At 63.8% G+C, this 22398-nt stretch carries 24 protein-coding genes and 2 pseudogenes; 15 read left to right on the top strand and 11 right to left on the bottom strand.

Features of this window, described 5'->3' with window-relative positions:
• Positions 1-53: 53 nt before the first annotated feature.
• Positions 54-1589: a Do family serine endopeptidase gene (locus tag ACVJ5M_RS37450; RefSeq protein ID WP_063984957.1), complete on the top strand. Its 1536-nt coding sequence runs from the start codon at positions 54-56 to the stop codon at positions 1587-1589.
• A gap of 271 nt (positions 1590-1860) precedes the next feature.
• Positions 1861-2223, top strand: coding sequence for a hypothetical protein (locus ACVJ5M_RS37445; protein WP_028148242.1), 363 nt, complete (start codon positions 1861-1863; stop codon positions 2221-2223).
• Positions 2224-2235: 12 nt separating this feature from the next.
• Here ACVJ5M_RS37445 and ACVJ5M_RS37440 read toward each other — a convergent pair whose 3' ends face one another.
• Positions 2236-2523 (bottom strand): DUF6496 domain-containing protein, encoded by a 288-nt coding sequence (locus tag ACVJ5M_RS37440; protein WP_063984956.1) that lies wholly within the window; start codon positions 2521-2523, stop codon positions 2236-2238.
• Between the two features lie 72 nt (positions 2524-2595).
• Entirely contained in the window at positions 2596-2790 is a 195-nt protein-coding gene (locus ACVJ5M_RS37435; RefSeq protein ID WP_063984955.1) for a DUF3072 domain-containing protein, read from the bottom strand.
• Between the two features lie 115 nt (positions 2791-2905).
• Here ACVJ5M_RS37435 and ACVJ5M_RS37430 point away from each other — a divergent pair, with 115 nt between their 5' ends.
• Together ACVJ5M_RS37430 and ACVJ5M_RS37425 are read left to right on the top strand one after the other, a co-directional pair.
• Positions 2906-3127, top strand: a complete 222-nt coding sequence (locus ACVJ5M_RS37430; RefSeq protein WP_063984954.1) for a hypothetical protein — start codon at positions 2906-2908, stop codon at positions 3125-3127.
• A gap of 18 nt (positions 3128-3145) precedes the next feature.
• The gene (locus ACVJ5M_RS37425; RefSeq protein WP_084795247.1) at positions 3146-3331 is read left to right on the top strand and encodes a hypothetical protein; all 186 of its coding nucleotides are present in this window, start codon (positions 3146-3148) and stop codon (positions 3329-3331) included.
• A 98-nt stretch (positions 3332-3429) separates the two neighbouring features.
• Here the strand turns inward: ACVJ5M_RS37425 and ACVJ5M_RS37420 are convergent, their stop codons facing one another.
• Positions 3430-3675 (bottom strand): hypothetical protein, encoded by a 246-nt coding sequence (locus tag ACVJ5M_RS37420; RefSeq protein ID WP_063984953.1) that lies wholly within the window; start codon positions 3673-3675, stop codon positions 3430-3432.
• A 96-nt stretch (positions 3676-3771) separates the two neighbouring features.
• Positions 3772-4029, bottom strand: coding sequence for a hypothetical protein (locus ACVJ5M_RS37415; RefSeq protein ID WP_063984952.1), 258 nt, complete (start codon positions 4027-4029; stop codon positions 3772-3774).
• Between the two features lie 140 nt (positions 4030-4169).
• On the opposite strand from ACVJ5M_RS37415, the gene ACVJ5M_RS37410 reads away from it, so the two are divergent.
• Complete coding sequence (locus ACVJ5M_RS37410; RefSeq protein ID WP_063986599.1) at positions 4170-4391, top strand: hypothetical protein; 222 nt, start codon at positions 4170-4172, stop codon at positions 4389-4391.
• 88 nt (positions 4392-4479) lie between these two features.
• On the opposite strand, the gene ACVJ5M_RS37405 is transcribed toward ACVJ5M_RS37410, so the two are convergent.
• From ACVJ5M_RS37405 to ACVJ5M_RS37395, 3 genes and pseudogenes are all read right to left on the bottom strand, one after another.
• Positions 4480-5970 carry an HWE histidine kinase domain-containing protein gene (locus tag ACVJ5M_RS37405; protein WP_063986598.1) on the bottom strand — a complete coding sequence of 497 codons (1491 nt, stop codon included), beginning with the start codon at positions 5968-5970 and terminating at the stop codon, positions 4480-4482.
• Positions 5971-5984: 14 nt separating this feature from the next.
• A pseudogene (locus ACVJ5M_RS37400) lies at positions 5985-12279 on the bottom strand (HAMP domain-containing protein).
• A gap of 450 nt (positions 12280-12729) precedes the next feature.
• Entirely contained in the window at positions 12730-13242 is a 513-nt protein-coding gene (locus ACVJ5M_RS37395) for a DUF4142 domain-containing protein (protein WP_063984950.1), read from the bottom strand.
• Positions 13243-13337: 95 nt separating this feature from the next.
• Here ACVJ5M_RS37395 and ACVJ5M_RS37390 point away from each other — a divergent pair, with 95 nt between their 5' ends.
• From ACVJ5M_RS37390 to ACVJ5M_RS37380, 3 genes are all read left to right on the top strand, one after another.
• Positions 13338-13532 carry a hypothetical protein gene (locus ACVJ5M_RS37390; RefSeq protein ID WP_063984949.1) on the top strand — a complete coding sequence of 65 codons (195 nt, stop codon included), beginning with the start codon at positions 13338-13340 and terminating at the stop codon, positions 13530-13532.
• A 117-nt stretch (positions 13533-13649) separates the two neighbouring features.
• Positions 13650-13781: a hypothetical protein gene (locus tag ACVJ5M_RS37385; RefSeq protein ID WP_256376429.1), complete on the top strand. Its 132-nt coding sequence runs from the start codon at positions 13650-13652 to the stop codon at positions 13779-13781.
• 81 nt (positions 13782-13862) lie between these two features.
• Entirely contained in the window at positions 13863-14069 is a 207-nt protein-coding gene (locus tag ACVJ5M_RS37380) for a hypothetical protein (RefSeq protein WP_063984948.1), read from the top strand.
• A 137-nt stretch (positions 14070-14206) separates the two neighbouring features.
• Here the strand turns inward: ACVJ5M_RS37380 and ACVJ5M_RS37375 are convergent, their stop codons facing one another.
• Positions 14207-14467: a hypothetical protein gene (locus tag ACVJ5M_RS37375; RefSeq protein ID WP_028148230.1), complete on the bottom strand. Its 261-nt coding sequence runs from the start codon at positions 14465-14467 to the stop codon at positions 14207-14209.
• A 177-nt stretch (positions 14468-14644) separates the two neighbouring features.
• On the opposite strand from ACVJ5M_RS37375, the gene ACVJ5M_RS37370 reads away from it, so the two are divergent.
• Positions 14645-14803, top strand: a complete 159-nt coding sequence (locus ACVJ5M_RS37370; protein WP_187387779.1) for a hypothetical protein — start codon at positions 14645-14647, stop codon at positions 14801-14803.
• Positions 14804-15086: 283 nt separating this feature from the next.
• Positions 15087-15461, top strand: a complete 375-nt coding sequence (locus tag ACVJ5M_RS37365; protein WP_063984947.1) for a PRC-barrel domain-containing protein — start codon at positions 15087-15089, stop codon at positions 15459-15461.
• A gap of 93 nt (positions 15462-15554) precedes the next feature.
• Here the strand turns inward: ACVJ5M_RS37365 and ACVJ5M_RS37360 are convergent, their stop codons facing one another.
• Positions 15555-16019, bottom strand: a complete 465-nt coding sequence (locus ACVJ5M_RS37360; protein WP_063986597.1) for a winged helix-turn-helix transcriptional regulator — start codon at positions 16017-16019, stop codon at positions 15555-15557.
• 166 nt (positions 16020-16185) lie between these two features.
• Between ACVJ5M_RS37360 and ACVJ5M_RS37355 the strand changes: the two genes are divergently transcribed.
• The 5 genes and pseudogenes from ACVJ5M_RS37355 (at position 16186) to ACVJ5M_RS37335 (ending at position 21242) form a co-directional block, all read left to right on the top strand.
• A complete protein-coding gene (locus tag ACVJ5M_RS37355; RefSeq protein ID WP_063986596.1) occupies positions 16186-16923 on the top strand; it encodes an SDR family oxidoreductase in 738 nt (245 codons plus the stop codon).
• A gap of 62 nt (positions 16924-16985) precedes the next feature.
• The gene (locus ACVJ5M_RS37350) at positions 16986-17987 is read left to right on the top strand and encodes an NAD(P)H-dependent flavin oxidoreductase (protein ID WP_063984946.1); all 1002 of its coding nucleotides are present in this window, start codon (positions 16986-16988) and stop codon (positions 17985-17987) included.
• 109 nt (positions 17988-18096) lie between these two features.
• The gene (locus ACVJ5M_RS37345; protein ID WP_063984945.1) at positions 18097-18516 is read left to right on the top strand and encodes a hypothetical protein; all 420 of its coding nucleotides are present in this window, start codon (positions 18097-18099) and stop codon (positions 18514-18516) included.
• A gap of 118 nt (positions 18517-18634) precedes the next feature.
• Positions 18635-20209, top strand: a complete 1575-nt coding sequence (locus tag ACVJ5M_RS37340; protein ID WP_456679598.1) for an alkaline phosphatase D family protein — start codon at positions 18635-18637, stop codon at positions 20207-20209.
• Between the two features lie 213 nt (positions 20210-20422).
• A pseudogene (locus ACVJ5M_RS37335) lies at positions 20423-21242 on the top strand (aldo/keto reductase).
• 231 nt (positions 21243-21473) lie between these two features.
• Here the strand turns inward: ACVJ5M_RS37335 and ACVJ5M_RS37330 are convergent.
• Together ACVJ5M_RS37330 and ACVJ5M_RS37325 are read right to left on the bottom strand one after the other, a co-directional pair.
• Positions 21474-21695 carry a hypothetical protein gene (locus tag ACVJ5M_RS37330; protein WP_063986595.1) on the bottom strand — a complete coding sequence of 74 codons (222 nt, stop codon included), beginning with the start codon at positions 21693-21695 and terminating at the stop codon, positions 21474-21476.
• A gap of 153 nt (positions 21696-21848) precedes the next feature.
• Positions 21849-22301 (bottom strand): hypothetical protein, encoded by a 453-nt coding sequence (locus ACVJ5M_RS37325; protein WP_063984942.1) that lies wholly within the window; start codon positions 22299-22301, stop codon positions 21849-21851.
• Positions 22302-22398: the final 97 nt, after the last annotated feature.

Genomic DNA, 22398 nt, shown 5'->3' with positions numbered 1-22398 from the left:
TGACGATGTCCATGTTGGTTGCAAGGCGACTTACCCAACATGGACATTTCGACATGAACGATCACGTCAATTCCGACACCACCACGTCCCGCAAGATATTGAAGCCGCGCCGGCTTGCGCTGCTGGGCACCGTGGCCGCGCTTGGCGTGGCCGTGCTCGCTGCCTCTCCCGCCTCTTCGCAGTTCGGTCTGAATTCCTTCATCGGGCCGGCCCAGGCGGCGGAAGCCGCCGCGACGCCGCCGGGCTTCGGCGATCTCGTCAGCAAGGTCAAACCCGCCGTCATCTCGGTGCGGGTCAGGATCGACCAGGACAATGACAAGAGCGCGATGCTGCAACAGAACCGGATGGATTCGGACGAGGATTCGCCGTTCGACCAGTTTTCGCGGCAGTTCGGCTTCCGCGGCCCGGGTGGCATGAACGGCATGCCGCGCCAGCGCCACCAGATGATCACGGGCGAGGGTTCCGGCTTCTTCATCTCCGCCGACGGCTATGCCGTGACCAACAACCACGTCGTCGATCACGCCGAGTCGGTACAGGTGACTATGGATGACGGCACGAGCTACACCGCGAAGGTGGTAGGCACCGATCCGAAGACCGATCTCGCGCTGATCAAGGTCGATGGCAAGAGGGACTTTCCGTTCGTCAAATTCTCCGACCAGAAGCCGCGCATCGGCGACTGGGTGGTCGCGGTCGGCAACCCCTTCGGCCTCGGTGGCACCGTGACCGCCGGCATCGTCTCGGCCAATGGTCGCGACATCGGCAACGGTCCCTATGACGACTTCATCCAGATCGACGCGCCGATCAACAAGGGTAATTCCGGCGGTCCGGCCTTCGACATGAACGGCAACGTGATCGGCGTGAACACCGCGATCTTCTCGCCCTCCGGCGGTTCGGTCGGTATCGGCTTCGACATTCCGGCTTCGACCGCGAAGCTCGTCGTCGCGCAGCTGAAGGACAAGGGCTCGGTCACCCGCGGCTGGCTCGGCGTGCAGGTGCAGCCGGTGAGCGCCGAGATCGCCGACAGCCTCGGCCTCAAGGAGGCGCGCGGCGCGATCGTGGACAATCCGCAGGACGGCAGCCCCGCGGCGAAGGCCGGCATCGAGGCGGGCGACGTCATTACCGCCGTCAACGGTACCGCGATCAAGGACTCCCGCGATCTCGCCCGCACCATTGCCACCCTGGCGCCGGGCACCTCCGTGAAGCTCGACGTCTTCCACAAAGGCGCGAGCAAGACGGTGACACTCGCCCTCGGCGAGTTGCCGAACGAGCGGCAGGCCAAGGCCGGCGAGGGCAAGGCGCAGCCGAACACCGGCACGCCGCGCCTCGGTCTCAGCCTGGCGCCGGCCGGCGACGTCCAGGGCGCGGGCCAGAAGGGCGTCGTCGTGACCGAGGTCGATCCGCAGGGACCCGCCGCGCAGCGCGGCATCCAGACCGGCGACGTCATTCTCAACGTCGGCGGCAAGGCCGTTGCCAATGTCGGTGATGTCCGCTCCGAGCTGGCGCAGGCCAAATCATCCGGCAAGAACAGCGTGCTGTTGCAGGTGAAGAGCCAGGAAGCGACGCGGTTCGTCGCGGTGCCGCTGGCCTAAGCCTCGCGCTTCCCGCGGCAAACTCAAAAGGCGGCCTGCGGGCCGCCTTTTTCGTGCGCGTCTGGAAGATTCCCACAGGTGTCGATAACATTCTCGTTAACGGCAGCGTTGATGACGGGTTCGTCCGAAAAAGCCGCGTTCGCTCGTCACAGTTGGGAATCACGTGTTGGGCTTTGGCGTCAATGAAGACGCCCAGGCGAATTGCAGGAGTGGAACTTCGAACGCCCGGCCTTCTTGTGGAACCGGTGGTTCGCATTTGATCGGTGCCGACATGGATCGATTGAAGCTCTCGCTGAGGTGTGCGCTGCTTGTGGCGCCGCTTGTCCTGACGACCGGAAGCGCCTTGGGGCGCGACGATGGCCGCTACGCCAACTCGCCGCTAAAACCCTGGTTCGACAGTTTGCGCAGCCATCTCGGGCCCTGCTGCTCGGATGCAGATGGCTTTGCTGTATCCGACCCCGATTGGGAATCGCACGATGGGCACTATCGCGTGCGGCTCGACGGGCAGTGGGTGGACGTGCCTGATGAGGCCGTCATCACCGAGCCAAACCGGGCTGGCCACACCATGGTGTGGCCGGTGAAGACTGCGTTCGGGATTTCGATCCGCTGCTTCATGCCGGGCAGCATGATCTGACCCGGATCGGCGTTACCGCTTGCTGGACTTGCGCTTCGCGGTCTTCTTCGTTGTCTTGGCCGTCTTCTTGGCTGTCTTCTTCTTGGACGTTTTCCGCTTCGACGCCTTCTTCGGGACCTTCTTGCCCTTCGCGCGCGCTTCCGACAGGCCGATTGCGATCGCCTGCTTGCGACTCTTCACGCGTCCGCCACGACCGCCGGGGCCGCTTTTCGCGGTGCCCTTCTTATAGCGGCGCATCTCGCGCTCGACATCACCGCCGGCGCTGCGTGAGTAGCGGCGCTTCTTTGCCTTGCGTGCCATCGACTCTCTCCCTTGGCCACGGGAAAGAACCGCATCACTGACCCTACGTTCCAAATGCGCTGGCCGCGCTCCTCAGAAGGAGTTCGCCAACTCGATCTCGTCTTCCAGCGCTCGAATGCGGCGCGCAGCCTCAGTCGAGGACAGAGCCCGATCGTATTGGGTGGGCTGATAGGCCTCCTCGCTCAGACGCTTCAGCCTCAGCCCCTGCGCTCTCGTCATCTGTTCCGCGAGGAAAACCCTGGCGTCGTATTTACCCTGAACCTGCATCTGGCCTCTCCGTTCTCAAATCCTGACTTGACTATATGTTCTTATTTTGTTCTAACAAGCCATGGACAACAGAATTAATGAAATTCGACGCAAAATCAGCGCCTTGAGGCTTGAGATGGCCGACATTGAGGTGTCTGTGCGCGACCTCGTCAATCGCGACCGCGACTGCACGGAAAAGGCCCTGGCGCAGATGGATCTGCGCCGGAAAATCAACCTGCTGATCGGCGAATGGAAGGCGGCCGGTGGCGGCGATGTCCTGCCTGACGTCCGCGAGCGGGTACGCCTTCGTCCTGCAACGACATCCGGCAGTCCGCTGCGCGTGATCGCGCGCCGCTGAGAATTTTGGGAGCGTGCGGTGGACGAAGACCCGGACACGTACCGGATTCTAAAGCTGCGCGCCGAAATTCTCGAACTCGGCTCCGCCATCCGGCAATTGCAGCGCGAGGGTCTCGACGATGCCGCAGCCCAACTCCTGATCGCACGCAAACGTGCACAGCTCGAGCATCTCGTGAAGGCGAATGCCGCGGGACGGCCGCTTTAGCGATCTGACGCTGGAAGGATTCCCAATCCAGCTCCAAGCTCCAGCTCCAAAGCGAAAGGCCCCGCGTCGCCGCGAGGCCTTTGATGGTCGGCCGGAGCTCACTTGGTGTTGCTCATGCCGCCCTTGTTGTTCGTCATGGTGCCGCCTTGGTCGGAGCCGGGGCCAGAACCACCTTGACCGGAGGGATCAGCGCCCTTGGAGGACTTGGTGTTGGCACCCGTGGTCTGCGACGAGGACATAGCGGATCCATGCTTGGCCTTATGCGACTTGGCCTGCACGGCGAACGGAGCGGCGGCGAGGCCAGTTGCCAACATCACGGTAAGAGCGAGCTTGGTGGTTTTCACGCGCGGGAACTCCCTGAGTTGAATTGACGCAGGCAGCCAACTGCCATTTGCCGCAGGAGTTCCGAACGAAAGCGCCCGGTGCGCGTCACGCGCGCTTCAAAATTCCTTGTCCTCGGCGAGGATGAACATGAGGCCCGTGAGCGTCGCCCCGATCGCGAACGTCGTCACCAGTGTGATGATGAAGACCATGGCGGCCGAATGTCCGCCGTGGTTCAGCAAATTTGCGACTGCCGGATTGAACAGGACGAGGGCGAGCCCGAAGACAAGGCCGAGGGCTGCGCCCATCATCGCATGCGTCATCAGCTTGATGACGCCGGTCGGAGAGATGAGGCTCGGCGACTTTTTCCCGCGCATGGAACCGCCTCGCGGTGTGGCATAAAACGCGCACGACGATTGCGGGTTCCATTGTCATGACGATTTTGTCATTCCCCGCTTCATCCGACGTTCATGGCGGTCTTGCGAGGATGAATGCCATCAACACGGGAACATTCGATATGGGTAAGGTCGTCTTTCTCTATCGCTCGCTGGCCTATCGCAACGCGGCTGCGGATATGCTGCGCAAGGCGCGCAAGCTGCCGCGCGGCGCCGAGCGGAGCGCAGCCCGCCGTTACGCGCGGGCGCTGCGCGAGCTTTCGCAAACGGAAGCCTGGCTGGAAGGACGTGTCGCTGACGAACCGCAGGCGATGCAGAGCATGAGGGTCGCCGCGACGCGCTAGAGCATGATCGGTTCTGAGTGAATCAGGGCCGAAGCTCCAGATTCCTGTCTTTACGCGCGAACCGGAGCCCACTTCGCTCGCAGACGCGCTAGCCTGAGGCCTGCTGAAGGGGTTCGGACGGAGCCGCGTCGAACTTGCTCGCGGCCGACGGCGCTACGGTCTTCCGCGTCAGCGGCACCTCAAGGCGGCACAACAGGCCTTCGGCACGCCAGTTGAATTCCGCCTGTCCGCCGAGTTGCGATTCCACACTGGCAAGCAGGCTCCGCGTGCCGAAGCCACGGGATTTCGGCGTCCTCACCAGCGGGCCGCCGGTTTCGTCCCAGGTCAGTGTGAGGTGGTCGTCCTCGACTTGCCAGCCGATCGCGAGCCGCCCCGACCGCGTCGAGAGCGCGCCATATTTCGCCGAGTTGGTGAAGAGCTCATGCAGCGCCAGCGCCAGCGTCTGCGCTGTCGCCGGCGCCAGCTGAACTTCCGGACCGGCCAGCTTGATCTGGCCGCCGAGCGAGTAGGGCGCGAGTTCCTCGTCGATCAGCCTCGAGAGTTCGGCGCCCTGCCAGCTCGACAGCGACAGGATCGTGTGCACGCGCGCCAGCGCGTTGATGCGCCCTTCGACGGCGTTGACGTAGGCCTTGACCTCGTCGGCGCGGGTGAGGCGCACGATCGATTGCGCCAGCGCCAGCGCGTTCTTGGCGCGATGATCCACCTCGCGCGCGAGCAGGTTTTGTCTCTCTTCCGCGCGTTTGCGTTCGGTGATGTCCACGGTGACGCCGCTCACGCGCACCACGCGGCCGCCCTGGTCCACCGTCGCGGCCGCCGTGCCGACGCACCAGCGCACCTCGCCATCGGGCCGGCTGACGCGAAACTCGCCTTCATAGGCGTGCGCGCCGGTGTTGAACGCGGCAATCGCCTGGCTGAACTGGTCGACGTCATCAGGGTGCAGCAGCGCCTGGATATTGGCTGAGGTGACATTGAAGGTCTCCGGCGTCACGCCGAAGATGCGGTACTGGCCTTCGTCCCACATCCAGTCGCCGTTGACCCAGTCCCAGTCCCAGGATCCCATCTTGCCGGCGGCAATCGCCATGCTGCGCCGCTCTTCGCTCTCGCGCAGCTTTGCGGTGGAATTCTCCAGCTCGGCCGTGCGCGCGCGAACGCGGTCCTCGAGCTCCCGGTTCAGCCGTTCGAGCTCGCGCGTCTTGCGGTAGAGTTCGGCGAACACCTTGATCTTGGCGCGCAGCACCTCCGGCACCACAGGCACCGGCACGTAATCGACCGCGCCCATCTCGTAGCCGCGCAAACGGTCGATGTCGCTCACCTGAATGGCCGAGATGAAGATCATCGCGGTCTTCTGGAAGCGCGGATGCTCCCGGATCATCGCGGCCAGCTCGAATCCGTCGAGCTCGGGCATGCAGACGTCGACCAGGATCACCGCGATCTCGGTCTTGAGGAGCACCTCCAGCGCCTCGCGGCCCGATGATGCGATCACGAGGTTCTCGCCGAGTTCCTTCAGGATCACCTCGTAGGCGAGCAGCTTGGCCGGCTGGTCGTCGACGAGGAGGATGTTGACCTTTTCGTGGTCCATTCGCGGATCCAAACTCAGCGGTGCAGCCACATGCGGATTGCAAGCAGCAATTGATCGGTGTTGACGGGTTTGGCGAGGTAGTCGGACGCACCGGCTTCCAGGCATTTCTCACGGTCGCCCTTCATCGCCTTGGCTGTCAGCGCGATGATCGGAAGGCGGGCGAAGGCCGGATTTTCGCGAATGACGCCGATGGTCTGATAGCCATCCATCTGCGGCATCATGATGTCCATCAGCACGATGGCGATCTCCGGATTGGATTCGACCAGCGTTACCGCCTCGCGGCCGGTCGTGGCCGTCAGCACCTTCATGCCCCGCCGCTCCAAGACGCTCGACAGCGCGAAGATGTTGCGGGCGTCGTCGTCGACGAGCAGGGCGGTCTTGCCGATCAGGTCTTCGTCGGAACTGTTCAGCTTCTCCAGCATGCGCTGCTTCTCGACCGGCAGTTCCGTGATCACGCGATGCAGGAACAAGGCGGTCTCGTCGAGCAGGCGCTCCGGCGATTCCACGCCCTTGACCACGATGCTGCGCGCCATGGTGTGGAGTTCCGCATCTTCCTCCGCCGAGAGCTCGCGGCCGGTGAAGACCACCACCGGAACGTTCGACAGGCTCTCGTCGTTGCGGATCTGGTCCAGCACCTCGAAGCCGCTCATGTCGGGCAGCCGCAGGTCGAGCACCACGCAATCGCAGGGTGCCTCGCGCAGCGTCGAGAGCGCGCCGGCGCCGGTATCCGTCGTCACGATCTCGATGTCGTCGTGATGCAGCAGCTCGCGGATCGAGAGCTGCTCGGCCTCGTTGTCCTCGACGATCAGGAGCCGCTTGCGCCGCGGCCGTGCATATTCCTTGATCTGCGTCAGCGCGGCTGAGACGCCCTCGGTCGTGGTCGGCTTGTTGACGAAGGAGAAGGCGCCACGGGCCAGCGCATGTTGCCGGTCCTCGTCGAGCGTGATGATCTGCACGGGGATGTGGCGGGTCAGCGGATTGTGCTTGAGCTGGCTCAGCACCGTCCAGCCCAGCATATCAGGCAGGAACACGTCGAGCGAAACGGCCCGCGGCTGGTACTGCTTCGCAAGCTCCAGCGCCTCCGCGCCGCGCGCGGCGACCAGAACCTTGAAGCCCTTGTCGCGGGCGAGATCGACCAGCACGCGCGCATAATGCGGATCGTCCTCGACGATGAGCAGGATGGTGTCACCGGGCTCGAGATTGAGCCGGTCGTCGGCAATCTGCTCGATGACGCGCTGCTGTTCGGGTGCAGCCGCTTGCAACGCCGGTGGCTGACTGTACTGCTGCGGCGCGGGCGCACGCGGCGCGAGCGTCGGGCCGGAATATTTCAGCGGCAGATAGAGCGTGAAGGACGAGCCCCTTGCCGGGCGCGCTGCGCAGATGGATCTCGCCGCCGAGCAGGCTTGCGAGCTCGCGGCTGATGGCAAGTCCGAGACCGGTGCCGCCATATTTGCGGCTGGTGCCGGCGTCCGCCTGCTGGAATGCCTCGAAGATCAGCTTCTGCTTCTCGAGGGGAATGCCGATGCCGGTGTCCGTCACTTCGAACGCGATTACCGCCGGCGCGGAGTTCAGCACCGGATGATCCGTGCCCCAGCCGCCGACCGCGGCGACGACCTTCAGGCGCACCTCGCCTTCGGCGGTGAACTTGAAGGCGTTGGAAAGCAGGTTCTTGAGAACCTGCTGCAGGCGCTTGGAGTCGGTGACGATGCTGCGCGCAAGGTTCGGGTCGACGTCGATCTTGAACGACAGGTTGCGGTTTTCCGCCTCGTGCCGGAACGGCCGCCCGACGGTCTCGAGCAGGTTCGCAGTCAGAATCTCCTCGGCGTCGACCGTCACCGTGCCGGATTCGATCTTGGAGAGATCCAGGATGTCGCTGATGAGGTTGAGCAGGTCGGTGCCGGCGCCATGGATGGTGCGGGCGAACTCGACCTGCTTGGCAGAGAGGTTGCCATCCGGATTGTCGGTGAGCTGCTGTCCCAGGATCAGGATCGAGTTCAGCGGTGTGCGCAGCTCGTGGCTCATATTGGCGAGGAATTCGGACTTGTACTTCGAGGTCAGCGCGAGCTCGGTCGCCTTTTCCTCCAGTGCGCGGCGGGCCTGCTCGATTTCCTGGTTCTTGCGCTCGACCTCGACGTTGCGCTCGGCGAGCTGCTGCGCCTTCTGCTCGAGCTGGTCGTTGGTCTGCTGCAATTCGCGCTGCTGGGTCTGAAGCTCGCCGGCGAGCTGCTGCGACTGCTTGAGCAGGCCTTCGGTCTGCATCGTCGCCTCGATCGAGTTGAGCACGATGCCGATGGAGTCGGTAAGCTGCTCGAGGAATGTCATCTGCGAGGTCGTGAACGAGGTCAGCGAGGCGAGCTCGATCACCGCCTTGACCTGGCCTTCGAACAGCACCGGCAGCACGACGAGGTTCTTTGGCGCGACGCGGAACAGCGCCGAGTTGATCGGCACCACGTCGGGCGGAATATCGGCGATGACGCGCGGCCGTCTGTCGAGGGCGCATTGGCCGATCAGGCCGTCGCCGAGCGGGAGCACGCGCTGATAGGGATAGACGCCGTCGCCGGCATAGGAGGCGAGCAGCAGGAGCCGCGGACTATCCTCGTTCTCGACCTGGTAGATCACGCCGGTATGGGCGTTCACCAGGGGCGACAATTCGGTCAGCAGCAACCGGCCGACGGTGGTGAGATCGCGCTGGCCCTGGAGCATGTTGGTGAATTTAGCGAGGTTGGTCTTCAGCCAGTCCTGCTCGGTGTTCACGTCCGTCGTGAGACGGAGGTTCGTGATCATGGTGTTGATGTTGTCTTTCAGCTCGGCGACTTCGCCGCGGGCGTCGACCTGGATTGACCGCGTCAGGTCGCCCTTGGTCACGGCGGTCGCGACTTCCGCGATCGCGCGCACCTGCGAGGTGAGGTTGGCCGCGAGCAGGTTGACGTTGCCGGTGAGATCCTTCCAGGTGCCGGCGGCACCGGGCACGTCGGCCTGGCCGCCCAGCCGTCCCTCGACGCCGACCTCGCGCGCCACCGACGTCACCTGATCGGCGAAGGTCGCGAGCGTCTCGGTCATGTTGTTGATGGTGTCGGCGAGCGCCGCGACCTCGCCCTTGGATTTCACGGTGAGATTTTGTTTCAAATCACCGTTCGCAACCGCGGTCACCACCTTGACGATGCCGCGGACCTGCTCGGTCAGGTTCGCCGCCATGAAGTTGACGGTGTCGGTGAGGTCCTTCCAGGTGCCGGCCACACCGGGCACCTGGGCCTGGCCGCCGAGCTCGCCTTCGGTGCCGACTTCACGCGCGACGCGGGTGACTTCGCCGGCAAACGCGTTGAGCTGGTCCACCATGGTGTTGATGGTGTTCTTCAGCTCGAGGATTTCGCCCTTCACGTCCACGGTGATCTTGCGGGACAAGTCGCCGCGCGCCACGGCGGTCGTGACCTCGGCGATGTTGCGGACCTGCGTCGTGAGGTTCGCGGCCAGCAGGTTGACGTTGTCGGTGAGATCCTTCCAGGTGCCGCCGACGCCGGGCACGACGGCCTGACCGCCGAGCCGGCCCTCGGTGCCGACCTCGCGCGCCACGCGCGTCACTTCGGCGGCGAAGGAGCGCAGCTGCTCCACCATCGTGTTCAGGGTGTCCTTGAGCAGCAGGATCTCGCCGCGCACGTCCACCGTGATCTTCTTCGACAGGTCACCGCCGGCGATTGCGGTCGCGACCTCGGCGATGTTGCGGACCTGGGCCGTCAGGTTGGAGGCCATGAAGTTGACGTTGTCGGTGAGGTCCTTCCAGGTGCCGGCAACGCCGGGCACTTCGGCCTGGCCGCCGAGCTTGCCCTCGGTACCCACCTCGCGCGCCACGCGCGTCACTTCGCCGGCAAAGCCGTTGAGCTGGTCCACCATGGTGTTGATGGTGTTCTTCAGCTCGAGGATTTCGCCCTTCACGTCCACGGTGATCTTGCGAGACAAGTCGCCGCGCGCCACGGCGGTGGTGACCTCGGCGATGTTGCGGACCTGTGCGGTCAGGTTGCCCGCCATCGAGTTGACGCTGTCGGTGAGGTCCTTCCAGGTGCCGGCGACGCCGGGCACGTTGGCCTGACCGCCGAGCCGGCCTTCGGTGCCGACCTCGCGCGCCACGCGCGTCACCTCGCCCGCGAAGCGGTTGAGCTGGTCGACCATCGTGTTCAGCGTGTCCTTGAGCTGAAGGATCTCGCCGCGGACGTCCACCGTGATCTTGCGCGACAGGTCGCCGCCGGCGATGGCGGTTGCGACCTCGGCGATGTTGCGGACCTGGGCGGTGAGATTGCCCGCCATCGAGTTGACGTTGTCGGTCAGGTCCTTCCAGGTGCCAGCGACGCCCGTCACCTGGGCCTGGCCGCCGAGCTTGCCTTCGGTGCCGACCTCGCGCGCCACGCGCGTGACTTCGCCGGCGAACGCGTTGAGCTGGTCCACCATGGTGTTGAGCGTTTCCTTCAGCTGAAGGATTTCGCCCGACACGTTCACGGTGATCTTCTTCGACAAGTCGCCCTTCGCAACGGCGGTCGCGACCTCGGCGATGTTACGGACCTGACCGGTCAGGTTCGAGGCCATCGAGTTGACCGAGTCCGTCAAGTCCTTCCAGGTACCGGCGACGCCGCGCACTTGGGCCTGGCCGCCGAGCTTGCCTTCGGTGCCGACCTCGCGCGCGACGCGGGTGACTTCGCCGGCGAAGGCGTTGAGCTGGTCCACCATCGTGTTGATGGTGTCTTTCAGCTCCAGGATTTCGCCGCGCACGTCCACGGTGATCTTCTTCGACAGATCGCCGCCCGCGACCGCCGTCGTCACCTCGGCGATGTTGCGGACCTGTGCGGTCAGGTTTGACGCCATCGAGTTGACGCTCTCGGTGAGGTCCTTCCAGGTGCCGGCGACGCCGAGCACGTTGGCTTGACCGCCGAGCCGCCCCTCGGTGCCGACCTCGCGCGCGACGCGGGTGACTTCGCCGGCAAACGCATTGAGCTGGTCCACCATGGTGTTGAGCGTTTCCTTCAGCTGAAGGATCTCGCCCGAGACGGTCACCGTGATCTTCTTCGACAGGTCGCCGCCTGCGATCGCGGTCGCGACGTCGGCGATGTTGCGGACCTGCGCGGTCAGGTTCGACGCCATGAAGTTGACGTTGTCGGTGAGGTCCTTCCAGGTGCCGGCCACGCCGGGCACTTGGGCCTGGCCGCCGAGCTTGCCTTCGGTGCCGACCTCGCGCGCCACGCGGGTCACTTCGGAGGCGAAGGAGTTGAGCTGGTCCACCATGGTGTTGATGGTGTCCTTCAGCTCCAGGATCTCGCCACGCACGTCCACCGTGATCTTGCGCGACAGGTCGCCGCGCGCCACGGCAGTGGTGACGTTGGCGATGTTGCGGACCTGGGCGGTGAGGTTGCCGCACATCGCGTTGACGGAGTCGGTGAGGTCCTTCCAGGTGCCGGCGACGCCGGGCACGATCGCCTGGCCGCCGAGCTTGCCGTCGGTGCCGACCTCGCGCGCCACGCGCGTCACTTCGGAGGCGAAGGAGCGCAGCTGGTCCACCATCGTGTTGATGGCTTCCTTGAGCTGAAGGATCTCGCCGCGGACGTCGACGGTGATCTTCTTGGACAAGTCGCCGTTGGCGACCGCGATCGTGACCTCGGCGATGTTGCGAACCTGGTTGGTCAGGTTGTTCGCCATCGAGTTGACGCTCTCGGTCAGATCCTTCCAGACGCCGGTCACTTCCGGCACCTGGGCCTGGCCGCCGAGCTTGCCTTCGGTGCCGACCTCGCGCGCGACGCGCGTCACCTCGGAGGTGAACACGCCGAGCTGCTTGATCATGGTGTTGACGATGGTCGCCGACTGCAGGAATTCGCCGCGCAGCGGGCGGCCGTCGACGTCCAGCTTGACGGTCTGGAGCAGGTCGCCTTGCGCCACCGCCGCGACCGCGCGCGTCACCTCGCGCGTCGGCCACAGGAGGTCGTCGATCAGCGTGTTGACGGAGCCTTCCATGTCGGCCCAGGAGCCGCTGGCGAGGCCGAACTTCACGCGCTGGCGGGTCTTGCCCTCGCGCCCTACGACCTGACCGACCAGCTCGAGCTGCTGCGCCATGCGCTGGTTGGCGGCGATGATTTCATTAAAAGTGTCGGCGATCTTGCCGTCGATGCCGAGATAGTCCCCGCTCATCCGCACCGAAAAATCGCCGCTGCGCATGGCCTGCAAGGCAAGCAGCAATTCCGGCCGCGAATCCGGGTCCGACATACCGTTGGTTTTTGGCTTTGGAACGCGACGACCGGAGCGTGATGCAGTTCCGGGATCGAGGTCGCTCATACTGATTCCCCCGCGGCGTCGGCCGAATCCAAGGCGTGACGCAGTTGTCAAAATAGACCGTCAGCCAAATTCGAAATCAAGCGCCAACGTTGCAGCGCTTGGAATTGGAACCTGCCGTGCTCAGCCCGGCCAAAATAACGGTGAGGAGTGACGATGGTTCCATCCCGCTCAGGAAAAAGCCGGCCGGCCGCTGCACCAGAGCTCAGAGCCGTCCTAGGAGAGGCGCTGGCGCGCCCAGCGGGCGCGGGGCTGTGACTGGCGACCCCGCCGCAAGCTCCGCCACGCCGCACGCTGATTCGCAGGCCACGAGGACCGCGACCAGATCGAGCCCCAGCGGCAGCGGCGCCTCGACCTCGGGCGGCAGGGACGACAACGGCGATGCCGGCCCCGAGAGTAACCGTACGGTGCGGCCGGAGAGCCAGCAGCATCATCCGGAAGACAAATAGGCTGCTATTTGTCCGCCATGGTGCGCTCCGCATCTTTCACCTGCGTGCGCAGCATCGGCAATTGCTCGCGCGCGAAGGCGGCGAGCGCAGGATTGTCGGGCGCTTTCAGATAGCGCTCGAGCAGGCTGATGGCGGATTCGTATTCGGGGATTTGCGCGGCATAGAAGCTTCTGACGTAAGTTGGTCCATCCGCATTTTCGGGCTCGACGAGGCTTGCGCTCACTGACGTCGTCTTGCCGGCGTGCGGCTCCGCACCGATTGCGTCCTGAATCTGCTTCAGGGTCTTGTCGCGCTTGCCCGCCTCCTCGGCGCGCAGGGCCGCGAGATTTTTCACCTCCGCATTGCCTTTCAGGTCGGTGCTCTCCAGCAGGCCCTGCTGGAAACGGCTGAAGCTATAGAGGCCGGTGATGACATCGGTTGCGGTCGGCACGCGGTCGCCGGCCGTTCGCTCGCCCATATTGTCGGCGAACGCCGAGGTGCTGACGAGAGCCAGGATGATTGCCACGAGAATCCTCATGCATCTCCAATGACCGATGGCGTGCGAAGTTCCCCCGGCGTTACGATCCGGTAAAGGCGATTGCGGAGCGAGAGTTCCGTTCCCACATCTTCTGTATGAAACAGTCTGACATCTTCAGGGATAACGCCGACAACTGCCTTCAGCTCGCCGAGCGCGCGGAAGGGCAGCCCACCCACAAACGCTATTTGCGCATGGCGGATGCCTGGACGGCATTGGCGAACGAGCAGGACTGGCTGGACGGTGAAATCCCGCCCGTAAAGGTCCGCGTCCTTCGAACGCAGGATGCGTAAGCGCTCTCATTTTCGTGAATCTGCATGTGAGACTGCTCACGGAATGCAAGCAACCAATCCAGGATCATCCACGAACAGTCGATCGCGTTGATTTTGATTCCAGAAGGAGGTTTTGCGATGGCTCCACGTCTGGCTCTTCTCTCGCTCATTCTCGCCTTTGGCGTCTCGGTCGCGTTCGCGACAGTGACGACGGTGCGGCAGGTGCATCTGGAGAATGCATCGGCGGCGATCCACGCCACGCATAGTTAGCGCTGCGGGCCTCGCGCGCTGGAACATTCGTTGTGCCGGCGCGTAAGCGCTTCAGGACATCTGGAGAGGCGAGAGGACATCATGGCGCATTCCGACCACGGCATCGTCAAGGACAAGCGGGCGGAAGATCAACCGCGCGACAAGCAGCGCGCGCAAACCGTGCACAAGACGGATTCGAAAGGCTCGCCGTCGCGCGAAGCGACGCGCGATCCCAAGCTCAACGACAACACCAAGACACCGGGCTCCGGCGTGATGCCGGACGATTCCGGCGACGCGCCGACCGGCTAGTTCTCGCGAGGAACGAATCCCTTCGCGACGAGTCGACGGATTGCTTCCGGCTGTCATGCCCCCGGTGCGCCGGAAGCAATCTCCAAGGACGGCCCTAGCACCCCACTGTGCCGGGGTCGTTTTTGCTTGGGAGAGACTCAATCCTCGGTGTCGCCCTCGGGCTTCGCGGGCGCGTGTCCTTCGGGACCGCGACCAAAGACACCAAACTCGCTTGATTTGATGCCTGCCGACGGGTCGATGCTCGTCTCGATGCCCGCGGCTGCGAGCCCGAATTTGAGAAGCTCTCGGACCGCCGCAGCGCGCGTCGGCATGCGGTGCTTGAATCGGAAATCATCGACGGCGGCCAGCTCTTCCGGCGAGAGCATGACCTGGAGGCGCTCGGCGCGAAGGTCATTCATGGTCGATCACGCAAAGTGAGTAAGTTGAGTAGTTTGCTCAACGAACGAGTTTGGCGCGAGTTCCACAAGAGTCGGAAAAATCGTCAGATGAGTAAAAATAGTTAGTAAAATCAATAAGTTATTATTGAAACAACTCTGGCGGTGGCGCATTCTTTCGGGAGAGAGGGAGAAGAGGCCATGGCGGAGGAAGTCAGGTTACCCCGCAAGCTTTCCGAAGAGCCCGAGGCGCCCAAACCGGTGCGTCCGAGCCATCAGAAGGTCATCGAGCAAGTCGAGCGCTGGGCCAACAGCTCGGGGCTGCAACCACCGAGGACGGAAGATGCGAAGACGATCTGAGCCCCACACGTTCGAACAACGTCTCAAGGCAGAGCAGCTGCGGCTCGAGCACGAACTGTCGGGCTTGCCGGATGGACAGCAGCGCGATTCTGTTATGGCGCGCATTGATCAGCTTCAGACTGCTGCCGCGATGCATGATTTCCTGATGCTACCGGAGGCCGCGGCCGCTCGCTGATCGCCCCTGGCGACCGTGCTCCGTGTCTGACGCGACCACCAGAACATGCGCCGGAACGTTCGCTCGCCGACCCGGTTGGTCCACACGTTGGCCGAGTGGAGAATTGGAATGCTGAAACAAGGCGAGTTGGACCGCAGCGAGATGGACAGGTTGATCGGCAGCGACAAGGTCGAGGGAACATCGGTCTATGGCGCCGATCGCAACAAGATCGGTTCGATCGAACGCGTGATGATCGACAAGGTCAGCGGCAAGGTGTCCTACGCCGTGCTCGGCTTCGGCGGTTTCCTGGGCCTCGGCAACGACCACTATCCGCTGCCCTGGCAGTCGCTCAAATACGATACGGAGCTCGGCGGCTATGTCACCGGGATCACCGCCAAGACGCTCGAAGGCGCGCCGAAATACGGTGAACGCAGCGATTGGAACTGGGGTGACGACGCGGCAGTCCGCGGCATCAACTCGTACTACGGCGTTCCCTTCGCGTAAGCCCCCATGGAAAGCGATCCGATGAGCAAGGAACGGCCCACCGACTGGATGCCCCGGTCAAGCCGGGGCACGACACCTTTGCTCTCCGCCACTCTACCCCACCGCCTCCTTCCGCCCCGGCCCCGCATGCACATGCACCTGTTTCGCATGTAGCGGCTCACCGCATTCCGAGCAGACCATCACGGGGTCGAAATCCTTGCCGCAAGTCTTGTGCTGGTGCAGCAGCGGGCGGCCGCGCTCGTCGCCCATGTGGGTGTCGCCCCAATGCACCATCGTCATGATGATCGGGTAGAGGTCGAGGCCCTTCTGCGTCAGGATGTATTCGTAGCGCTTGGGCGCCTCGGAATAGGGGACGCGGCGCAGGATGCCGAACCGCACCAGCTTCTTCAGACGCTCCGAGAGGAGGTGCCGCGTGATCTGGAGCGAGGACTGAAACGCCTCGAACCGGCGCACGCGTAAAAAACATTCGCGCAGGATCAGCAGCGTCCAGCGGTCGCCGACCACGGCGACGGTCCGGGAGAGCGAGCAGGGCTCTTCATCCAGCGTGTCCCACTTCATGTAGCGAATCTCCGGCAAAGGGTAGTAAGTCAGAAAAAGGAACTGACTTGAATGATCAGCGCTATTTCTAATAGAGAATATCATTCACCCCTGTAGTTTGACAGTTCTATTTTAGAACTATAGCCTCCGGCCCAATCACATACCGTTCTCACCGGAGGAGGTGACCTTGCCCAAGCGAAACGCGACAGCCGCCGTGATCGGGGCCGGCGATTTCATCGGCTCCGAGATCGCCAAGAAATTTTCCGCGGAAGGTTTCACGGTCTTTGCCGGGCGCCGCAACGGCGACAAGCTGGCGCCGCTGGTGAAGGACATCGAGGCCGCCGGCGGCGAGATTCACGCGCGCTCGCTCGATGCACGCAAAGAGGAGGAGGTCATCTCCTTCCTCAATGACGCCGACCAGCATGCGCCGCTCGAAGTCTGCATCTTCAACGTCGGTGCCAACGTCAATTTCCCGATCCTCGACACCACCGAGCGCGTGTTCCGGAAGGTGTGGGAGATGGCCTGCTATTCCGGCTTCCTGGCCGGCAGGGAAGCGGCGCGGCTGATGCTGCCGCGCGGTGGCGGCAACATCTTCTTCACCGGCGCGACGGCGAGCCTGCGCGGCGGCAGCGGCTTTGCTGCCTTTGCCAGCGCAAAATTCGGACTGCGCGCGGTGGCGCAGGCGATGGCGCGCGAGCTCGGGCCGAACAACATCCACGTCGCCCATCTCATCATCGATTCCGGCGTCGACACCGAGTGGGTGCGGCAGCGCCGGCTCGAAGCGCTCGGGGCGAATGCGCTTGATAATCCCGATCTTCTGATGCCGCCGTCATCTGTCGCGGATGCCTATTGGCAGCTCTATCAGCAGCCGAAGAGCGCCTGGACCTTCGAGATGGAGATCCGTCCCTTCGGAGAGAAATGGTGACCGCGGAGCAAGACTGCGGCTAGACTGATCTCAATACAAACTGAAATCCGGGAGGCCCCTACGTGAAGACCGCGATCACCGAACTGTTCGGCATCGAGCACCCGATCATCCAGGGTGGCATGCATTTCGTCGGCTTTGCCGAACTCGCCGCTGCCGTCTCCAATGCCGGCGGGCTCGGCATCATCACGGGCCTCACGCAGAAGACGCCGGAATTGCTCGCGAAGGAAATCGCGCGCTGTCGCGACATGACGGACAAGCCGTTCGGCGTGAACCTCACCTTCCTGCCGACCTTCTCGGCGCCGCCTTATCCGGAATACATCGCGGCCATCGTCGAAGGCGGCATCAAGGCGGTGGAGACGGCGGGGCGCAGCCCGGAGCAATACATGCCTGCGCTGAAGGCCGCCGGCATCAAGGTGATCCACAAATGCACGTCCGTGCGCCACTCCCTGAAGGCCGAGCGCATCGGCTGCGACGCCGTCAGCGTCGACGGCTTTGAGTGCGGCGGCCATCCCGGCGAGGACGACATTCCCAACATGATCCTGCTGCCGCGCGCGGCGGAGGAACTGAAGATTCCGTTCGTGGCCTCCGGCGGCATGGCTGACGGGCGCAGCCTCGTCGCGGCGCTGTCGCTGGGCGCGGCCGGCATGAACATGGGCACGCGCTTCATCGCCACCAAGGAAGCACCGGTGCATCAGAACGTGAAGAACGCGCTTGTTGCGGCAACCGAGCTCGACACCCGGCTGATCATGCGCGCTCTGCGCAACACCGAGCGCGTGCTGAAGAACGCCAACGTCGATCGTCTGCTCGAGATCGAGCGCGAGAAGGGCGCCAAGCTGAGCATCGACGACATCCACGACCAGGTCGCGGGCGTCTATCCGAAGATCATGCTGGACGGCCAGATGGACGCGGGTGCCTGGAGCTGCGGCATGGTCGCAGGGCTGATCCACGACATCCCCTCCTGCAAGGAGCTCGTCGATCGCATCATGGATGAGGCGGAAGAGATCATCCGCAGCCGCCTGATGGGGTTCCTGGACGGGACGGGTGCGGCGCGAAAGGTCGCCTGACTCCGCCAAACTTCTTAACCACGGCGGCACTTGGCCGCTGGAATTGCGCGTGACGCCTCCTAAATAGGAGTAAATTACCCCTTGAAATAAGCAATTTCAGGAGGCGTCCGTGGTCCTGAAGAGCGTTCCATTTGCAGTTGCCGTTGCCCTCGTGCTCGCATGGGGCGGCATTGCGCGCGCTGACGACTACAAGCCCGACGAATATCTCGGTCTCGATCTCTCCAAGGCGGTGCTGTCGCCAAAGCGGCTCGGGCCCGAGACGCAGTTCGCCCCGGTTGCGTTGGAGGCGAAGGGAGGCAACGAGGCGCAGGCGCGCGGCGAACCCATCGACGTGCCGAAGAAAGTTGCCGCCGAACGCGTGCACGTGGCCCAGCCGAAGGTTGTTCATGCCAGGGGCGCCCAGCCACGCGGCGCAGCGCGCACCAAGCTTGCACATCGTCGCGGCAATCCGCTGGACGCGCAGGCGATGGACACCCGCATCCAGACCTGGCCGTGCCGCACCGGCGGCATTTGCAACTGGAAGCACTAGCCGGATCTCTCGCGTCATCCGGGCGTCGCAAAACCGTAGGCGCGGAGTCAAGAAACCGTCAGGATAGGAGTCAAGGAGCGCAGGCACCTTCCGTCGCGATTCGACGAAGGTTTCCTGAATGGCAACGCTCCGCGCCTCGCGCGCATGGACCCGGCGGCAGTTCCTGGTCCGCTCGACTTCAAGCCTCGCCGTTGCCGCGCTCGGCACAGTCGCAAAGCCATCCATCAGCCGCGCCGCCGATCGCCCGCAGATCGCGGGCGGCATTCAGTCCGGCGACGTCTCGGATGGCTCCGCCGTGATCTGGGCGCGCGCCGACCGGCCCGCGCGGATGCAGGTGGAATGCGCGACCGTCGAGAGTTTCAAGACGATCATAGCGTCAGCTTCGCGCGACGCGCTGCCCGATGCCGACTTCACCGCAAAACTGCTGCTGAACGATCTGCCGTCCGGGCAGGATATCTTCTATCGCGTGCGTTTCGACGACATCGCGACCGGCATTGCCGGCGAAAGCCGCGTCGGCCATTTCCGCACCGCGCCGGCTGCAGGGCAATCTATCTCGTTCGTGTGGTCGGGCGACGTCGCGGGGCAGGGCTGGGGCATCGACATCTCGCGCGGCGGCTATCGCAGCTATCGCACCATGCTCGAGAATCGCCCGGACTTCTTCATCCACTCTGGCGATCATATCTACGCCGACTGCACGATTCCCTCCGAGCAGAAGCTGCCGAACGGCGAGACCTGGCGCAATCTGGTGACCGAGGAGAAAGCCGAGGCCGCGCACACGCTGGCGCAATTCCGCGGCAACTACAAATACAACCATCTCGACGAGCATTTTCGCGCCTTCCACGCGCAGGTGCCGATGTTCGCACAGTGGGACGATCACGAGGTCACCAACGACTGGTCGCCGACCGGCAGCTACGACAACGCCGGCTATGAGGACGACGGCACGCCGCGCCTGGTCGCGCGTGCCCGCCGTGCCTTCTTCGATTTCATGCCGATCCGCGACATCGGCACGCGACAGGGGCGCGTCTATCGCAAGATCGCTTATGGTCCGCTGCTCGACGTCTTCATGATCGACATGCGCAGCTATCGTGACGACAGCTGGAACAAGGGCGAGGACCATCGCGGCTGGATTCTCGGTGCCGAGCAGCTCGCATGGCTGAAGCGGGAGCTCGCCGCTTCGCGCGCGACCTGGAAGGTGATCGCGGCCGACCTGCCGATTGGCCTCGTCAGTCTCGATGCCGTCGCGCTCGGCAACGGAGCGCCCGATCGGCGTGAGCATGAGGTCGCCGATCTGCTGGCCTCGATCAAGCACGCGGGCGTGCGCAACATCGTCTGGCTCACCGCCGACATGCACTACACCGCCGCGCATTACTACGATCCGAACAAGGCGCAATTCCAGGATTTTGAGCCGTTCTGGGAGTTCGTCTCCGGACCCCTGCATGCCGGCACCTGGGGTCCGGGCGAGCTCGACAATACGTTTGGCCCGGTCGCGATGTACCAGAACGGCTGCAGCGAGGCGCAGGGGGAGAACCTTGCGCCGTGCTTCGGCCTGCAGTTCTTCGGCAGGGTCGATATCGACGGTGCGAGCGGCGTGATGACTCGTGAGTGGGCAACTCTCTCCGTCGTCATGGCCGGGCTTGACCCGGCCATCCACGCCTTGCTGCTCGGCCCTGAGAACGTGGATGCCCGGGCATAGGCAAGCGGAAGCGACGCCGTCCTTCGGACGGCTATGCCCGGGCATGACGGTGGGGACGGATCGCGCATCCCAGCACTAACCCGATCTTGATTGGCCGCCTCGCGTCTCCTGCGCTATAGTCTCTATCCCCGCCACCTCTTTTCAATCACCGAAGAGTCTGCCCTTGCGGCCCCACCGCGTGTTCGGCGGCTGAAATACGTCAGGAGTTAGCTCATGGATCATCTGAAGACACAGGGCATCAGCATGCCCAAGCTCGGCCTTGGCACTTTCCGCATGCAGGGCGATGCCTGCCGCGCGGCGGTCGAGAGCGCACTGTCGATCGGCTATCGCCACATCGACACCGCCGAGATGTACGCCAACGAAGAATCGATCGGTGCCGCGCTCGCCGCGGCCCGGCTGCCGCGCGGCGAGCTGCATGTCACGACCAAGGTCTGGCACGAGAATCTCAGCCCCGATGCGATCCGCCGCGCCTTCGACGCCAGCCTGACCAAGCTCCGGCTCGACCATGTTGATCTCTACCTCGTGCACTGGCCGTCGAAATCCGCGAACTGGGGCGCGGTGTTCGAGACCCTGATGAAGCTGAAGGAGGAGGGGCGTACGCGGGCGATCGGCGTTGCCAAATTTCACCACGGCGCTGCTCAAGATCGCGGTCGAGGACATCAAGGCGCCGATCGCCTGCAACCAGATCGAATATCACGCCATGCTCGATCAATCGAGGGTGCTGGCCTATCTCAACGCCAAATCGATCCCGCTGGTCGCCTATTGCCCGCTCGCGCAAGGACGCATCGCGTCAGATCCGGCGTTGGCCGAGATCGGCGCCAGGCACAACGCGACCGCCGCGCAGGTCGCGCTGAAATGGCTGCTCGACCAGGGCGGTGTCGCTGCGATCCCGAAGGCCTCGCGCCGGGAGAGCCAGCAAGCCAACCTCGATGCGCTGAAGATCACGCTCGACGATGCCGACCGCAAGAAGATCGCGGCGTTGCCCAAGGACAGGCGTTGCGTCAATCCAGGCTTTGCGCCGGTGTGGGATTAAAACTCGACGCTGAACGCGCCGCCCTTACCCTCTCCCCTTGCGGGAGAGGGTGGCTCGCTGCGTAGCGGCGAGACGGGTGAGGGGTCTCCATCCGCGAGTCCAATTCTCATTGAATGCGCTGAAGCAACCCCTCGTCCGGCGCTTCGCGCCACCTTCTCCCACAAGGGGAGAAGGAAGAAAGAGCGCAAAGAAATGGCCCCGCGAGGGGCCATTTCCATCATGCGTTACGCATTAATCCCAGTGGTGATGGTGACCGCGCTTGACCACGACGACCCGGTCGTGATGGTGCCAGCCGCGATGCCAGCCGTGGTCGCGATGCTCGCGCATTTCGGCGCGGGCGCCGTAGCCATGATGGTAGCCGTTCTTGATCACCACCGTTTCGGCATTCGCCATCGTCGGTGCAACGATCGCGAGCGCGCCGAGAGCCGCAACCACATAACCAAGCTTCTTCATGATGTCCTCCTCCAATGCAATGCACATGAGAACGGCGCATGTGTGCGAACGTTCCGGAGGAACTGGAAGAGAATTCTGAATGGATGTTCAGACAGACCATGATCCGGAAAAGTGTGAAGCGGTTTTCCAAACGATCATGCTCAAACGTGATGCTCAATCGCAGCGTTGCTGCGCTGGTGTCGGCGCGCCTGTCGCGACGTATTTGCCGTCCCTGATCGTGTACACACCGCGCTCGCTGCGATTGTAGATCGCGCGCAAGCTGCCATCCTTCGCCAGCAGCAGCCCGAACTCACGCGTCTGGTGCAGCGAGGGGAAGTACACCATCACATTGAGCAGGCCCTCGGCTTCGACCGTGGCGGACACAACTTCGTTCTCGTCCCTGGCCTCGCCGAAATCGCGCCGGTACATCACCCGGCCGTCCTTCCTGATCTCGTAAGTCAACAGCGAGCCCTTGTCGCGGTCCGGCCGCGCCGCGCAATCGACCGCCCATGAACCGAGCAGGCCCCATTGCTCGACCGTCGCCGCAAGCGTCTCGGCGCCCGCCGCTGGCGTGAACGCAATCCACAGCATCGCCGCCGCGATCCAGCAGCCTAGACAACGCTTCATGTCCTGAAAAACCCCGCCTCGAACAAGTCCAAGTGTAGCATCCCGCGCGCGATCGTCCATGCGAGCTGGCAATCGCGCGCGAATTTGATCCGCGTCA

Source organism: Bradyrhizobium sp. S3.7.6, from assembly GCF_054061875.1.
The sequence above is the reverse complement of the archived record's forward strand: the minus strand, read 5'-3'. Positions and strand labels throughout refer to the sequence as shown.

What these genes read in the sequence shown, in the direction of transcription:
- ACVJ5M_RS37325 (WP_063984942.1), bottom strand. Translation starts at nt 22,301, where the DNA reads ATGAAGCGTTGTCTAGGCTGCTGGATCGCGGCGGCGATGCTGTGGATT.
- ACVJ5M_RS37365 (WP_063984947.1), top strand. Translation starts at nt 15,087, where the DNA reads ATGCTGAAACAAGGCGAGTTGGACCGCAGCGAGATGGACAGGTTGATC.
- ACVJ5M_RS37440 (WP_063984956.1), bottom strand. Translation starts at nt 2,523, where the DNA reads ATGGCACGCAAGGCAAAGAAGCGCCGCTACTCACGCAGCGCCGGCGGT.
- ACVJ5M_RS37430 (WP_063984954.1), top strand. Translation starts at nt 2,906, where the DNA reads ATGGCCGACATTGAGGTGTCTGTGCGCGACCTCGTCAATCGCGACCGC.
- ACVJ5M_RS37415 (WP_063984952.1), bottom strand. Translation starts at nt 4,029, where the DNA reads ATGCGCGGGAAAAAGTCGCCGAGCCTCATCTCTCCGACCGGCGTCATC.
- ACVJ5M_RS37445 (WP_028148242.1), top strand. Translation starts at nt 1,861, where the DNA reads ATGGATCGATTGAAGCTCTCGCTGAGGTGTGCGCTGCTTGTGGCGCCG.
- ACVJ5M_RS37360 (WP_063986597.1), bottom strand. Translation starts at nt 16,019, where the DNA reads ATGAAGTGGGACACGCTGGATGAAGAGCCCTGCTCGCTCTCCCGGACC.
- ACVJ5M_RS37410 (WP_063986599.1), top strand. Translation starts at nt 4,170, where the DNA reads ATGGGTAAGGTCGTCTTTCTCTATCGCTCGCTGGCCTATCGCAACGCG.
- ACVJ5M_RS37390 (WP_063984949.1), top strand. Translation starts at nt 13,338, where the DNA reads ATGAAACAGTCTGACATCTTCAGGGATAACGCCGACAACTGCCTTCAG.
- ACVJ5M_RS37435 (WP_063984955.1), bottom strand. Translation starts at nt 2,790, where the DNA reads ATGCAGGTTCAGGGTAAATACGACGCCAGGGTTTTCCTCGCGGAACAG.
- ACVJ5M_RS37340 (WP_456679598.1), top strand. Translation starts at nt 18,635, where the DNA reads ATGGCAACGCTCCGCGCCTCGCGCGCATGGACCCGGCGGCAGTTCCTG.
- ACVJ5M_RS37330 (WP_063986595.1), bottom strand. Translation starts at nt 21,695, where the DNA reads ATGAAGAAGCTTGGTTATGTGGTTGCGGCTCTCGGCGCGCTCGCGATC.
- ACVJ5M_RS37370 (WP_187387779.1), top strand. Translation starts at nt 14,645, where the DNA reads ATGGCGGAGGAAGTCAGGTTACCCCGCAAGCTTTCCGAAGAGCCCGAG.
- ACVJ5M_RS37395 (WP_063984950.1), bottom strand. Translation starts at nt 13,242, where the DNA reads ATGAGGATTCTCGTGGCAATCATCCTGGCTCTCGTCAGCACCTCGGCG.
- ACVJ5M_RS37375 (WP_028148230.1), bottom strand. Translation starts at nt 14,467, where the DNA reads ATGAATGACCTTCGCGCCGAGCGCCTCCAGGTCATGCTCTCGCCGGAA.
- ACVJ5M_RS37380 (WP_063984948.1), top strand. Translation starts at nt 13,863, where the DNA reads ATGGCGCATTCCGACCACGGCATCGTCAAGGACAAGCGGGCGGAAGAT.
- ACVJ5M_RS37405 (WP_063986598.1), bottom strand. Translation starts at nt 5,970, where the DNA reads ATGGACCACGAAAAGGTCAACATCCTCCTCGTCGACGACCAGCCGGCC.
- ACVJ5M_RS37450 (WP_063984957.1), top strand. Translation starts at nt 54, where the DNA reads ATGAACGATCACGTCAATTCCGACACCACCACGTCCCGCAAGATATTG.
- ACVJ5M_RS37385 (WP_256376429.1), top strand. Translation starts at nt 13,650, where the DNA reads ATGGCTCCACGTCTGGCTCTTCTCTCGCTCATTCTCGCCTTTGGCGTC.